Origin of the sequence: Mycobacterium sp. M23085, from assembly GCF_045343915.1 — a bacterium.
Lineage (GTDB): Bacteria > Actinomycetota > Actinomycetes > Mycobacteriales > Mycobacteriaceae > Mycobacterium.
In genome coordinates this window covers 1,133,096-1,146,694 of the sequence record NZ_CP174280.1, presented here as the reverse complement: position 1 = coordinate 1,146,694, position 13,599 = coordinate 1,133,096, and the positions used below count along the sequence as shown (strand labels likewise).

15 protein-coding genes are annotated in these 13,599 nt (G+C 69.1%); 10 read left to right on the top strand and 5 right to left on the bottom strand.

From position 1 onward, the window contains the following. Positions 1-36: 36 nt before the first annotated feature. The 10 genes from thrS to ACIUM1_RS04720 all read left to right on the top strand — a co-directional run bounded on the left by thrS (position 37) and on the right by ACIUM1_RS04720 (position 9,786). Positions 37-2,145 carry a threonine--tRNA ligase gene (gene thrS, locus ACIUM1_RS04765; protein WP_406816118.1) on the top strand — a complete coding sequence of 703 codons (2,109 nt, stop codon included), beginning with the start codon at positions 37-39 and terminating at the stop codon, positions 2,143-2,145. Beyond that, a complete protein-coding gene (locus ACIUM1_RS04760) occupies positions 2,138-2,722 on the top strand; it encodes an HIT family protein (protein ID WP_406816117.1) in 585 nt (194 codons plus the stop codon). Before thrS ends, ACIUM1_RS04760 begins: the two co-directional genes overlap by 8 nt. After that, on the top strand, positions 2,719-3,366 hold the full coding sequence (pgsA, locus tag ACIUM1_RS04755; RefSeq protein WP_406816116.1) for a phosphatidylinositol phosphate synthase: 648 nt from the start codon (positions 2,719-2,721) through the stop codon (positions 3,364-3,366). The genes ACIUM1_RS04760 and pgsA overlap by 4 nt, the downstream gene beginning before the upstream one ends. A gap of 44 nt (positions 3,367-3,410) precedes the next feature. Beyond that, on the top strand, positions 3,411-4,349 hold the full coding sequence (locus ACIUM1_RS04750; RefSeq protein ID WP_406817532.1) for a phosphatidylinositol mannoside acyltransferase: 939 nt from the start codon (positions 3,411-3,413) through the stop codon (positions 4,347-4,349). Further along, positions 4,349-5,473 (top strand): glycosyltransferase family 4 protein, encoded by a 1,125-nt coding sequence (locus ACIUM1_RS04745; protein WP_406816115.1) that lies wholly within the window; start codon positions 4,349-4,351, stop codon positions 5,471-5,473. Before ACIUM1_RS04750 ends, ACIUM1_RS04745 begins: the two co-directional genes overlap by 1 nt. Further along, positions 5,473-6,498 (top strand): NUDIX domain-containing protein, encoded by a 1,026-nt coding sequence (locus ACIUM1_RS04740; RefSeq protein ID WP_406816114.1) that lies wholly within the window; start codon positions 5,473-5,475, stop codon positions 6,496-6,498. The genes ACIUM1_RS04745 and ACIUM1_RS04740 overlap by 1 nt, the downstream gene beginning before the upstream one ends. A gap of 133 nt (positions 6,499-6,631) precedes the next feature. Next, on the top strand, positions 6,632-7,480 hold the full coding sequence (gene pdxS, locus ACIUM1_RS04735; RefSeq protein WP_406817531.1) for a pyridoxal 5'-phosphate synthase lyase subunit PdxS: 849 nt from the start codon (positions 6,632-6,634) through the stop codon (positions 7,478-7,480). 9 nt (positions 7,481-7,489) lie between these two features. Beyond that, positions 7,490-8,335 carry an acyl-CoA thioesterase II gene (gene tesB / locus ACIUM1_RS04730; RefSeq protein ID WP_406816113.1) on the top strand — a complete coding sequence of 282 codons (846 nt, stop codon included), beginning with the start codon at positions 7,490-7,492 and terminating at the stop codon, positions 8,333-8,335. Between the two features lie 7 nt (positions 8,336-8,342). Further along, a complete protein-coding gene (gene pdxT / locus ACIUM1_RS04725; RefSeq protein ID WP_406816112.1) occupies positions 8,343-8,939 on the top strand; it encodes a pyridoxal 5'-phosphate synthase glutaminase subunit PdxT in 597 nt (198 codons plus the stop codon). A gap of 91 nt (positions 8,940-9,030) precedes the next feature. Further along, entirely contained in the window at positions 9,031-9,786 is a 756-nt protein-coding gene (locus tag ACIUM1_RS04720) for a YebC/PmpR family DNA-binding transcriptional regulator (protein ID WP_066863840.1), read from the top strand. A 15-nt stretch (positions 9,787-9,801) separates the two neighbouring features. Here ACIUM1_RS04720 and ACIUM1_RS04715 read toward each other — a convergent pair whose 3' ends face one another. From ACIUM1_RS04715 to ACIUM1_RS04695, 5 genes are read right to left on the bottom strand one after another with little or no spacing between them, the layout of a single operon-like run. Beyond that, positions 9,802-11,400: a polyamine aminopropyltransferase gene (locus ACIUM1_RS04715; RefSeq protein ID WP_406816111.1), complete on the bottom strand. Its 1,599-nt coding sequence runs from the start codon at positions 11,398-11,400 to the stop codon at positions 9,802-9,804. Beyond that, positions 11,397-11,852 (bottom strand): DUF350 domain-containing protein, encoded by a 456-nt coding sequence (locus tag ACIUM1_RS04710; RefSeq protein ID WP_406816110.1) that lies wholly within the window; start codon positions 11,850-11,852, stop codon positions 11,397-11,399. Before ACIUM1_RS04710 ends, ACIUM1_RS04715 begins: the two co-directional genes overlap by 4 nt. Before the next feature lie 26 nt (positions 11,853-11,878). Next, the gene (locus ACIUM1_RS04705; protein WP_406816109.1) at positions 11,879-12,310 is read right to left on the bottom strand and encodes a DUF4247 domain-containing protein; all 432 of its coding nucleotides are present in this window, start codon (positions 12,308-12,310) and stop codon (positions 11,879-11,881) included. Beyond that, entirely contained in the window at positions 12,307-12,822 is a 516-nt protein-coding gene (locus ACIUM1_RS04700; protein WP_406816108.1) for a DUF2617 family protein, read from the bottom strand. The genes ACIUM1_RS04705 and ACIUM1_RS04700 overlap by 4 nt, the downstream gene beginning before the upstream one ends. A 17-nt stretch (positions 12,823-12,839) precedes the next feature. Beyond that, a complete protein-coding gene (locus tag ACIUM1_RS04695; RefSeq protein ID WP_406816107.1) occupies positions 12,840-13,451 on the bottom strand; it encodes a DUF4178 domain-containing protein in 612 nt (203 codons plus the stop codon). Between the last annotated feature and the right edge of the window lie 148 nt (positions 13,452-13,599).

Below are 13,599 nucleotides of genomic sequence, written 5' to 3'. Positions count from 1 at the left end.
TGGTCGTCGACCCATCGAGCCTTGGAGACCGCCGCAATGACCGCCGCCGCACAGCCCACCTCAGGAGCCAATGGCGGCGACCCGCAACGCCCGGTCTCGCCGGGCTCGCGATCGCCGCAAGCCCCGATCCGGGTGGCCGCTGGGACCACCGCGGCCGCCGCGGTCGGTGAAGCCGGGCTGCCGCGGCGGGGCACGCCCGACGCCGTCGTGGTGGTGCGCGACGAGTCGGGGAAGCTGCGCGACCTGAGTTGGATCCCCGACGCCGACGCCGACGTCGTCCCGGTGGCCGCCAACACCGACGAGGGCCGCAGCGTCATCCGGCATTCGGCCGCACACGTGTTGGCCCAGGCCGTCCAGGAGCTGTTCCCGCAAGCCAAGCTGGGCATCGGGCCGCCCATCGCCGACGGCTTCTACTACGACTTCGACGTGCCGGAGCCGTTCACGCCGGAGGATCTGGCCAAGCTGGAAAAGCGGATGCGCCAGATCGTCAAAGAGGGCCAGCTGTTCGAGCGGCGCGTGTACGAGTCCAAAGACCAGGCGCGCAGCGAGCTGGCCAACGAGCCGTACAAGCTCGAGCTGGTCGACGACAAGTCCGGCGATCCCGAAATCATGGAAATCGGCGGCGACGAGCTCACCGCCTATGACAACCTCAATCCCCGTACCCGGGAACGGGTTTGGGGCGACCTATGCCGCGGGCCGCACATCCCGACCACGAAGCACATCCCGGCGTTCAAGCTCACCCGTAGCTCGGCCGCCTACTGGCGCGGCGACCAGAGCAACGCCAGCCTGCAACGCATCTACGGCACCGCCTGGGAGTCGCAGGAGGCGCTCGACGCCTACCTCCAGCTGATCGAAGAGGCGCAGCGCCGCGACCATCGCAAGCTGGGCGCCGAGCTGGACCTGTTCAGCTTTCCCGACGAAATCGGTTCCGGCCTGGCGGTTTTCCATCCCAAGGGTGGCATCATCCGTCGGGAACTGGAGGAGTATTCGCGGCGCAAGCACATCGAGGCCGGGTACGAGTTCGTCAACACCCCGCACATCACCAAGGAGCAGCTGTACATCACGTCGGGCCACCTGGAGTGGTACGCGGACGGGATGTACCCGCCGATGCACCTGGATGCCGAGTTCAACGAGGACGGCTCGGTGCGCAAGCCGGGCCAGGACTACTACCTCAAGCCGATGAACTGCCCGATGCACCACCTGATCTACCGGTCGCGCGGCCGCTCTTATCGCGAACTCCCGTTGCGGCTCTTCGAGTTCGGCAGCGTGTACCGCTACGAGAAGTCCGGCGTGATCCACGGCCTGACCAGGGTGCGGGGCATGACTCAAGACGACGCCCACATCTACTGCACGCGCGAGCAGATGCGCGACGAGCTGACCTCGCTGCTGCGCTTCGTGCTCGATCTGCTGGCCGACTACGGGCTCAACGACTTCTACCTGGAGCTGTCCACCAAGGACCCGGAGAAGTACTCGGGCTCCGACGAGATGTGGGACGAGGCCACCGAAGTCCTGCGCGAGGTCGCCGAAGCGTCCGGATTGCATTTCGTTCCCGACCCCGGCGGCGCCGCCTTCTACGGCCCGAAGATCTCGGTGCAGGTCAAGGATGCGTTGGGTCGCAGCTGGCAGATGTCGACGATCCAGCTCGACTTCAACATGCCGGACCGGTTCGAGCTGGAATACACCGCGTCCGACGGGTCGCGGCAGCGGCCGGTGCTGATCCACCGGGCGCTGTTCGGGTCGATCGAGCGGTTCTTCGGCATCCTCACCGAGCACTACGCGGGAGCGTTCCCGGCGTGGCTGGCGCCGGTGCAGGCGGTGGGAATCCCGGTCGCCGACGAGCATGTCGCGTACCTGGAAAACGTTGCCGCACAACTGAAGTCGCACGGCGTTCGGGTAGAGGTGGACGCGAGTGACGATCGGATGGCCAAGAAGATCGTGCACCACACCAACCAGCATGTGCCGTTCATGCTGCTGGCCGGCGACCGCGACGTGCAGGCCGGCGCTGTCAGCTTCCGGTTCGGTGACCGTACGCAAATCAACGGCGTGCCCCGCGACAGCGCGGTCGATGCGATCGTGAAGTGGATCGCCGACCGCGAGAATTCCGTGCCCACGGCCGAACTCGTGAAAGTGTCAAGTGGTGAGTGATCGCGAACCGGCCGACCGGGGTGCCGACGACACCATCGTGGACACCGGTGTCGGCGAGCAGGATCATCTGCAGCGGTTGTGGACGCCGTACCGGATGACCTATTTGGCCGAAGCGCCGATGAAGCGCGGCCCCAACTCTTCGGGCAAATCCGACCAGCCGTTCACCGACATTCCGCACCTCGCCGACGAAGACGGTCTGGTGGTCGCCCGCGGCGAGCTCGTCTACGCCGTGCTCAACCTCTACCCGTACAACCCCGGACACCTGATGGTGGTGCCCTACCGGCGTGTCTCCGAGCTCGAAGACCTGACCGACTCGGAAAGCGCGGAGCTGATGTCCTTCATTCAGAAGGCGATTCGGGTCATCAAGAGCGTTTCGCGGCCGCACGGTTTCAATGTCGGCCTGAACCTGGGGACGTCGGCCGGGGGCTCGCTGGCCGAACACCTGCACGTGCACGTGGTGCCGCGCTGGGGCGGTGACGCGAACTTCATCACCATCATCGGGGGGTCCAAGGTGATCCCGCAGTTGCTGCGCGAGACGCGTCAGCTGCTGGCCACGGAGTGGACAAGCCAACCATGAGCAAAATGCCGTTCCTGTCGCGGGCGGCGTTCGCGCGGCTCACCACTCCGACCGCACGGGCATGCCTGCGGCTGGGATTGACCCCCGACGTCGTCACGGTTTTGGGCACCATCGTCGCGGTGGCCGGGGCGCTGACGCTGTTCCCGACGGGCAAGCTGTTCGCCGGCACGCTGGTGGTCTCGTTCTTCGTCCTGTTCGACATGCTCGACGGGGCGATGGCCCGGGAACGCGGCGGCGGCACCAGGTTCGGCGCGGTGCTGGACGCCACCTGTGACCGGGTCAGCGACGGCGCGGTGTTCTGCGGGCTGCTGTGGTGGATCGTCTTCGGCCTGCACGACAAGCTGCTGGCGGTCGCGACGCTGATCTGCCTGGTCACCTCGCAGGTGATCTCCTACATCAAGGCCCGCGCCGAAGCCAGCGGGCTCCGCGGCGACGGCGGCCTGATCGAACGCCCGGAACGGCTGATCATCGTGCTGGTGGGCGCCGGCGTGTCGGACTTTCCGTTCGTCGCCTGGCCGCCCGCGCTACCGGTCGCGATGTGGGTGCTGGCGCTGGCCAGCCTGCTCACCTGCGCGCAGCGGTTGCACGCGGTGCGCACCTCGCCGGGCGCCACCGACCGGCTGGTGGGATCGGACGAGCCGTGATCCCCACTCCGTCGGGCATGAAAGTGATTGGGGCGCAACGCCGGATGGTCCGCCGGCTGGCGAGCCGGGCGGCGGACAGCCTGACCGGCGGGCGGGGCGCCGACTGGGCGTACGCATCCGGCTGGATGGCGGTGCGCGCGATGCCGGAGTTCGCCGCGCGCAACGCCTTTGCGGCCGGGGCGCGCTACGCGGCCCGCGGGGGCGGGCCCGACCAGCTGCGCAAGAACTTGGCCCGCGTCATCGGCGTACCCCCCGAGGACGTGCCCGACGAGTTGATGCGGGCCTCGCTGGCCTCCTACGCGCGTTATTGGCGCGAGGCGTTCCGCCTGCCGGGGATGGACCTGGGCGCGGTCGGCCGCGAGCTGCACGATTCGGTGCTGGGCCGAGACCACATCGAGGCGGCGCTGTCCAGCGGCCGCGGCGCGGTGATCGGATTGCCGCACAGCGGCAACTGGGACATGGCCGGGGTATGGCTGGCCCAGACGCACGGCACCTTCACCACCGTCGCCGAGCGACTCAAACCGGAATCGCTGTACCGGCGGTTCATCGCCTACCGTGAGCGCCTCGGCTTCGAGGTGCTGCCCCTGTCCGGGGGAGAACGACCGCCGTTCGACGTGTTGTGCGATCGGCTGCGCGACAACCGGGTGGTGTGCCTGATGGCCGAGCGCGACCTCACCCGCACCGGCGTGCAGGTCGACTTCTTCGGTGAGCCCACCCGGCTGCCGGCCGGGCCGGCCAAGCTCGCCATCGCCACCGGGGCGGTTCTGCTGCCCGCACACTGCTGGTTCGAGGGCCGTGGCTGGGGCGTCTCCATCCACCCGCCGCTGGACTGCACCAGCGGCGACGTCGGCGCCATCACCCAGGCGATGGCCGATCAGTTCGAGAAGAACATCGCCGCCCGTCCCGAGGACTGGCACATGATGCAACCGCAGTGGCTGGCCGACCTCCCGGAAGCCAAGCAGGCCCGGCTGAAGGACACCTGATGCGGATCGGGATGGTCTGTCCCTACTCGTTCGACGTTCCGGGTGGGGTGCAGTCGCACGTCCTGCAGCTGGCCGAGGTGATGCGCGCCCGCGGGCATGACGTCAGCGTGCTCGCGCCGTCCTCGCCGCACGCCGCGCTGCCCGACTACGTCGTCTCGGCCGGCAAGGCCGTCCCGATTCCCTATAACGGGTCGGTGGCCCGGCTTCGGTTCGGGCCGGCCACCCACCGCAAGGTGAAAAAGTGGCTCGCCGACGGTGATTTCGACGTGCTGCACCTGCACGAGCCCAACGCGCCGAGCCTGTCCATGCTCGCGCTCAACATCGCCGAAGGTCCGATCGTGGCGACATTTCACACCTCGACCACCAAATCGCTGACGCTAACGGTGTTTCAGGGCATCCTGCGCCCGATGCACGAGAAGATCGTCGGGCGGATCGCGGTCTCCGACCTGGCCCGCCGCTGGCAGATGGAGGCGCTGGGCACCGACGCGGTGGAGATCCCCAACGGCGTCGACGTCGCCTCGTTCGCCGCCGCGCCGCACCTGGAGGGTTACCCCCGGCCCGGCAAGACGGTGCTGTTTCTGGGCCGCTACGACGAGCCGCGCAAGGGCATGTCGGTGCTGCTCGACGCGCTGCCGGGGCTGGTCGAGCGCTTCTGCGACGTGCAGCTGCTCGTCGTCGGGCGCGGCGACGAGGACCAATTGCGAGGCCAGGCAGGCGAATTGGTGAACCATATCCGCTTCCTCGGCCAGGTCGACGACGCCGGCAAGGCATCGGCCATGCGCAGCGCCGACGTGTATTGCGCACCCAACCTCGGCGGCGAGAGTTTCGGCATCGTCCTGGTGGAGGCGCTGGCCGCCGGCACCCCGGTGGTGGCGAGCGACCTGGACGCCTTCCGGCGCGTGCTGCGCAACGGCGACGTGGGCTGCCTGGTGCCGGTCGGCGACGGCGACGCGCTTGCCGATGCGCTGATCGCGGTGCTGGAGGATGATGTGCTGCGGGAACGCTATGTGACGGCCGGATCGGCCGCTGTCCAGCGCTACGACTGGTCGGTGGTGGCCAGCCAGATCATGCGGGTTTACGAGACGGTCGCCGCGTCAGGCGCCAAGGTTGAGGTGGCCAGTTGATGGCATGGCTGATTGTCGCCATCGCGGTGTTGGTCGCGGTGCTGGCGGTCTTCGGCGCCTGGGCGTACCGGACGGCCAACCGGCTGGACCGCCTGCACGTCCGCTACGACCTGTCGTGGCAGGCGCTCGACGGTGCACTGGCACGACGCGCGGTGGTGTCGCGCGCCGTGGCCATCGACGCCTACGGCGGTGCGTCCGAAGGGCGGCGGCTGGCGGCGCTGGCCGACGCCGCAGAGGGGGCGCCCCGGCCCGCGCGGGAGAACGCCGAGAACGAGCTGTCGGCCGCGCTGGCCGTCGTCGATCCGGCGTCGCTGCCGGCCGGGTTGATCGCCGAGCTGGCCGATGCCGAGGCCCGGGTGGTGCTGGCCCGTCGCTTCCACAACGACGCGGTCCGGGACACCCTGGCCCTGGCCGAGCGACCCCTGGTGCGGCTGTTCCACCTCGGCGGGACGGCCGCGCTGCCAAGCTATTTCGAGATCGTCGAGCGGCCGCACGCGCTGGCCCACGGCGATCACGGCGTGCTCAACCATCGCACCTCGGCGCGCGTCGTGCTGCTCGACGACACCGGCGCGGTGCTGTTGCTGCGCGGCTCGGATCCCGCGCTCGCTGCCAAGCACGCGCCGAAGTGGTGGTTCACGGTGGGCGGCGAAGTGCAGCAGGGGGAGCGGCTCGCCGAGGCCGCCGCGCGGGAGCTGGCCGAGGAAACGGGTCTGCGGGTCGCACCGGCTGAGCTGGTCGGGCCGGTCTGGCGCCGCGACGAGGTCTTCGAGTTCAACGGCACGCTGATCGACAGCGAGGAGTTCTACTTCGTCTACCGCACCCACCGTTTCGAGCCGTCGCGCACCGGGCGAACCGAACTGGAACGCAGCTACATCCACGGCCACCGCTGGTGTGACGCTGCCGACATCGCTGCGCTGGTCGCGGCGGGGGAGACGGTGTACCCCATGCAACTATCCGGACTGCTCACCGACGCGGCCGCGCTCGCCGGTGGCCGCACCCCCGGGCCACTGCTGTCCATCCGCTGACTCCGTGGCGTCAACGCGGGCCGAACCGCCTCATTAGACTGGGTCGACAACGGTTGAAGGAGATCAAGCAGTGAATACCGCCCACCCACCGAACGGCGACGGGCGAACCGGAACGGCGCGCGTCAAACGCGGCATGGCCGAGATGCTCAAGGGTGGCGTCATCATGGACGTCGTCACCCCCGAGCAGGCCAAGATCGCCGAGGCCGCCGGCGCCGTCGCCGTCATGGCGCTGGAACGGGTGCCCGCCGACATCCGCGCCCAGGGCGGGGTGTCGCGGATGAGCGACCCCGACATGATCGAGGGCATCATCGCCGCGGTGACCATCCCGGTGATGGCCAAGGCCCGGATCGGCCACTTCGTCGAGGCGCAGATCCTGCAGAGCCTCGGCGTGGACTACGTCGACGAGTCCGAAGTGCTCACCCCCGCGGACTACGCCCACCACATCGACAAGTGGAAGTTCACCGTGCCGTTCGTGTGCGGGGCGACCAACCTCGGTGAGGCGCTGCGCCGTATCAGCGAGGGCGCCGCCATGATCCGCTCCAAGGGCGAGGCCGGCACCGGCGACGTCTCCAACGCGACCACGCACATGCGGGCGATCGGTGGCGAGATCCGCCGCCTGACGTCGCTGTCGGAAGACGAATTGTTCGTCGCCGCAAAGGAATTGCAAGCTCCGTACGACCTCGTCGTCGAGGTGGCCCGGGCCGGCAAGCTGCCGGTCACGCTGTTCACCGCCGGTGGCATCGCCACCCCGGCCGATGCGGCGATGATGATGCAGCTCGGCGCCGAGGGCGTGTTTGTGGGCTCGGGGATCTTCAAGTCCGGCGATCCCGCGCAGCGCGCGGCCGCGATCGTCAAGGCCACCACCTTCTACGACGACCCCGACGTGCTGGCCAAGGTGTCGCGCGGGCTGGGCGAGGCGATGGTCGGCATCAACGTCGAGCAGATTGCGGAGCCCCACCGGCTGGCGGAACGCGGCTGGTAAAAACAGTCCGTGGCGATCGAAGAGATCCTTGATCTCGAGCAACTCGAGGTCAACATCTACCGTGGCAGCATCTTCAGCCCAGAGTCGGGATTCCTGCAGCGCACCTTCGGGGGCCATGTAGCCGGTCAGTCGCTGGTGTCCGCCGTGCGAACCGTGGACCCGCGGTATCAGGTGCACTCGCTGCACGGGTATTTTCTGCGACCCGGGGACGCCAAGTCGCGCACCGTCTTCATCGTCGAGCGCTCCCGCGACGGCGGGTCGTTCGCCACCCGGCGGGTGAACGCCATCCAGCACGGGGAAATCATCTTCAGCATGGGTGCCTCCTTCCATACCGATCAGGAGGGCATTAATCACCAGGACCAGATGCCGGCCGCGCCGCCGCCGGACGGGCTGCCGGGGCTGAACTCGATCAAGGTCTTCGATGACGCCGGGTTCAAGCAGTTCGAGGAGTGGGACGTTCGCATCGTGCCGCGCGATCGGCTGCAGCTGTTGCCGGGCAAGGCCTCCCAGCAGCAGGTGTGGTTCCGCCATCGTGACCCCCTGCCGGACGACCCGGTGCTGCACATCTGCGCGCTGGCCTACATGAGCGACCTGACGTTGCTGGGGTCGGCGCAGGTCACGCATCTCGACGTGCGGGAGCACCTGCAGGTGGCGTCGCTGGACCATGCGATGTGGTTCATGCGGGCGTTCCGGGCCGACGAGTGGCTGCTGTACGACCAGAGCTCGCCGTCGGCCAGCGGTGGCCGCTCGTTGTGCCAGGGCAAGATCTTCACGCAGTCCGGTGAGATGGTCGCCGCGGTGATGCAGGAGGGGCTGACCCGCTTCAAGCGCGGATACCAGCCGACCGCCCAGTGAGCGCGCGGTGAGCTCTCCGAGGATCGGCGTCCTGGCCCTGCAGGGCGACACCCGCGAGCACCTGGCGGCCCTGCGCGAGGCGGGGGCCGAGTCGATGCCGGTGCGCCGGCGCGGCGAGCTCGAGGCGGTCGACGGGCTGGTCATTCCCGGTGGGGAATCGACCACCATGAGCCACTTGCTGCTCGACCTCGGCCTGCTGGAGCCGTTACGGGGCCTGCTGGCCGACGGGCTGCCCGCCTACGGTGCCTGCGCCGGGATGATCCTGCTGGCCAGCGAAATCCTGGACGCCGGCGCGGGCGGCCGCGAGGCGCTGCCGCTGCGGGCGATCGACATGACAGTGCGGCGCAACGCCTTTGGGCGACAGGTCGATTCGTTTGAGGGTGACATCCCGTTCGCGGGGCTGAGCGATCCGGTGCGTGCGGTGTTCATCCGCGCCCCGTGGGTCGAGCGGGCCGGCGAGGGCGTCGAGGTGCTGGCCAGCGCGGCCGGGCACGTCGTCGCGGTGAAGCAGGGCCGCAAACTGGCGACGGCGTTTCACCCCGAGATGACCGGCGACCGGCGCATCCACCACATGTTCGTCGACCTGGTCACCGGCGGCCACTGAGACCGGCGGGTAGTGGCCGGGCAGCCTACCCCGGCCGTCCACGTAGACTCGTCTGGCGAACTTTCGAAGACAGAAGAGGTAAGAGACACCGATGAGCGGCCATTCCAAGTGGGCCACCACCAAGCATCAGAAGGCCGTCAAAGACGCGCGCCGGGGCAAGGAATTCGCCCGGCTGATCAAGAACATCGAGGTCGCCGCACGCACCGGCGGCGGCGACCCGGCGGGCAACCCGACGCTCTACGACGCGATCCAGAAGGCCAAGAAGACCTCGGTGCCCAACGACAACATCGAGCGCGCCCGCAAGCGCGGCGCCGGCGAGGAAGCCGGTGGCGCCGACTACCAGACCATCATGTACGAGGGCTACGGGCCCAACGGCGTGGCGGTGCTGATCGAGTGCCTCACCGACAACCGCAACCGGGCGGCCGGCGAGGTAAGGGTGGCGGTGACCCGCAACGGCGGCAACATGGCCGATCCCGGATCGGTGTCCTACCTGTTCACCCGCAAGGGCGTCGTCACGCTGGAGAAGAACGGCCTGACCGAAGACGACGTGCTGACCGCGGTACTGGACGCCGGCGCCGAGGACGTCAACGACCTCGGTGACAGCTTCGAGATCATCTCCGAGCCGACCGACCTGGTCGCCGTGCGCACCGCGCTGCAGGACGCCGGCATCGACTACGAGTCGGCCGAGGCCAGCTTCCAGCCGTCCGTCAGCGTGCCCGTCGACGTCGAGGGTGCGCGCAAGGTGTTCAAGCTCGTCGACGCGCTGGAAGACAGCGACGACGTGCAAAACGTCTGGACCAACGTCGATCTGTCCGACGAGGTGCTCGCCGCTCTCGACGAGGAGTAACCGGCGGCGTCAGGACTACTCGTAGCCGTGCCGCATGTCCTCGACGACGAGCGGATTGTCCAGGGTGGACGGCTGCACCGGGCGCGGGCCGACGTCGCCGGAAAAGACGCAAGCGGCGTCGAGCACCTCCTGGCTGAGGAAGCGCAACCGCGGCGCATCGGCGGGCACCGTGGGGGTCGGCGGGGTGTCGCCGCGGCGCGCCAGGGCGAATCCCCAGTCACCGAACGTCGGGACGTGCACGTGATACGGCGTGACCGCGTAGCCGGCGGCCCGGATCGTCGACACCGTGCGCCAATAGGCCGTCGGGGTGGAGAAGGGGCTGCCGGCCTGCACCACCATCAGCCCACCGGGGACCAGCGCGCGGGCGATCAGCGCGTAGAACTCCGTCGAATACAGCCGGCCCAGCACGGGTGTGTCCGGATCGGGAAGGTCGACGATCACCGCGTCGAAGCGGTCCACGTCAGGTCCGCGCAGCCACTTCATCGCGTCCTCGGTCAGCACGGCCACCCGCGGGTTGTCCAGCGAACCGCCGTTTGCGGCGCGCAGCGTGGTGCGCGCGATGTCGATCACCGCGGGATCGAGCTCGACTTGCACGATCTTGGAAATGCCGGGCTGGCGCAGTAATTCGCGCGCCGCCAGGCCGTCGCCGCCGCCGAGCACCAGCACCGAATGCGCGCCTTGGGAAACCCCGCCGAGGGCGGGGTAGACGAGGCTCTCGGTGTAGCGGTATTCGTCGCGGGTGGAGAACTGCAGCCCCCCGTCCAGGTAGAGCCGGGTGTCATCGCCACGGCGGGTCACCACGATCTCCTGATAGGGCGTGTGCCGGTAGGCGATGATGGGGTCGGCGTAAAGCCTTTGCCTGCTTGTGGTTTCGATGTCGGCCGAATGCAGCAGCAGGGTGGCGAGCAGTGTCACGGCGGCGGCCAGCGCGCCCAGCGCCAGCACCAGCTGCCGCGTCGAAACCACATGGCGCAACAGGAAAATCGCCACGACGGCGGCCGCCGCCAGGTTGATCATGCCGGTGGCCGCCGCCCCGCGAATCATCCCCAAGTGCGGCAGCAGCAGGAACGGCCAGACCAGCCCGCCCAGCAGCGCACCCAGATAGTCGGCGGCGTTCAGGTTGGCCAGCGTCCGTCCGGCGTCGGCGGCCGGGTCTGTTTCGCGGCCGGTCCGCCGCTGCTGCAGCAGCGTCATCAACAGCGGTACCTCGGCGCCGACCAGGCCACCGATCAGCGCGGTGCTCACCGCGAGCACCCACGTCGACCCGACGGAACCATCCAGGAACGCGAACACCACGTACAGCGCCGCCGCCGACAGGCCGCCGATGATGCCCAGCAGCGCCTCGACGGCGATGAAGGTGATCGCGGCGCGCGCCAGCAGCGGTTTGACCAGCAGCGCGCCCACGCCCAGCGCGGCGATGTAGCCCGCGACGATCAGTGAGGTGGCGACGATCCCGCCGCCGTCGAGGCTGGCCGACAGCGTCAGCAGCGCGAGTTCGTAGATGATGCCGCAGGCCGCGCACGCCGCCACGGCGGCCAGCAACAGCGCCCGCCACCGCCCCGAAGGCCCCGCGCCCGGCGTCGCCTCGGCCGGCCGTAGTTCTGCGGTGCTCATGAGACCGCCGCGGCGGTCACCCCTCCCACGGCGAGCAGGATCAGCGCCACCGCGAACGATCCCGGATGCAGCTGCGGCTCGTCGACGTGCTCGTGGAAGCTGCCCGGTATCAGCAGGTGCATCGTCAGCAGCGCTATCCCTAGCAGGACCACGCCCATCAGCCCGTACACCGCCACGCCGACCAGACCCTGGCCCAGCTGGCTGTAGCTGTTGGCGATCGCGGTGATGATGACGATGGTCAAGGCGATGTACATCGCGCCCGCGACCACCACGGCGTTGGGGCGGCGGTCGATGAACACCAGCTGGCGCAGCTTCCCCGGGGTCAGCACGTCGACCGCGTAGAACCCGACGAGAAGCACGGCCATGCCGACGACGAAGTACAGGATCGTCGCGACTGCGCCCTTGAGGACGGGATTGAGGTCGACGGTGCCGATCTCGACGGCGAGGTACATGGTGCTCTCCTTTGTGGTGGTGGGAGTCACTTGGTTCCGCCGGGGCCGCCGGGGGTGCCTCCGGCGCCGCCCGACGGGGATCCAGGGGAAAATCCGGGGCCCAGGAAGATGAAGGCGCCGTGGCTGTATCCGGCGCTCAGCGGTTCGACGCGGATGCTGCACGGATAGCTGCCATCGGGGCCGACGATGACGATGTTGTTGCTGTAGCGCAGGTATTCGGTGTTGCCGTTGTCCGCCCGGGCGTCGGGTTCGGCATAGTCGGCCAGCGCGTCGGCCACCTGTTCGGGCGACCCGCTGCACTGGTAGCGAGTGCCGTTCACGTCGCGGGCGTACTCGTGATAGTGGCCGGCGACATACGACGCAATGTTCTTCTGCAGCAACATAATTCCGAAGATCAGACACGCCACGCCGGCGACGCCCAGCACGCCGGCGATCACGAACAGGCGGTTGCGGCTCACCGGCGCCACCGGCTGGCCGTGTGAACCACCGTTCCGCCGTTGCCGGCCGGGCGCGCCGGGTACAGGTGCCAGGTCTGCCAGCGCCAGCCGGCGCCGTCGGGTTCGGCGGCCAACACGGTCAGCGCGGCGTCGTCGCCGGGGAACGTGCCGCCCAGCCAGCCCGCGCGGTGGGCACACCGGCCGCGCAGGTCGTGCGCGAGGCGGCGAAAGCTCGCCTCGTCGTGGGTGTCGGTGCGGGATCGCAGACTGTAGCCCGGCGCGTCGGTGCGCTCGGGCAGGTCGGCTCCGAGACTGCGTGCGGTACAAGAGATTTCCTCGGAGAACCGGCCGCCGGGGTGCTCGACCGCGACGACGTGCGAGGCGCCGAGCACGCCGAGCAGCAGCGCCGCAGCACCGGTGGGGTGGTCCAGCCGGCAGCTGGCCAGCGGCGCGGGTACGGGCGCGTTGAGCGCGAGTCCCAGCCTTTCGCCGGAGACGTCGGCCGGAGTCACGGCGAGCTGATGGAGGGGCACCGAGGAGACCTCGTGCTCTACGCCGGGCCGGGCGGGGGCGCCGAATACACGGTGATCTCGCCGGGCGAGACGGACTTGCCCGTCGATACCTCCCACGGCATGTCCGGGCCCCAGCGCTCGAACGAGAGCAGCGCCGACTCGTCGGCGTTGGTGCAGTCGACGAATTCCATCTCGCCGCCCGCAGGCAGGCCGGTGGTGCCTTCGGTCGTGTAGGAGGCGCGGCCGCGCTCGGTCTCGTGGAACGTCACGCCGTCCACGACGTATGGGTCACCGGGTCGCAGCGCCACGTCCTTGCGGGTCACCCACATCGCCAGCTCGAGGCGGCCGTCGTCTTCCTCGACGCTGAACCAGACCGGCTGGTCGCCGCCCTCCAGCAGGTGTTCCCACCACACGAAGGGGCCTTCGCGGTAGGTGACCGAACCGCGCACGATGTAGTCGATGCCGCCGTAGCTGACGATGGCGCCGGGACCGAGCTGGCGCGGCCCGAACTGCGGCATCGCGTCGGAGGCGAGCGGATCCTGGCGCCCGCCCCGCGGCGCCGGCTGCTTGGGCCGCCGCAAAGCCACCACCAGCACCACGATGGACGCGATGAAGAGCATCACGGCGATGATGACCAGCACAGATCCCACGCCAACCCCTCCGTTGCCACATTGCTCGAGCGAACGTGGGCTAAAGCTAACAGCTTTTTCGCGGGTTCGGCGTCGTAACGTCACGCCGGGAATCGGCGGCACGGCCGCGTGTCCTACCGGGAGCCGTCGGCGTCGGCCGTTATTGTAT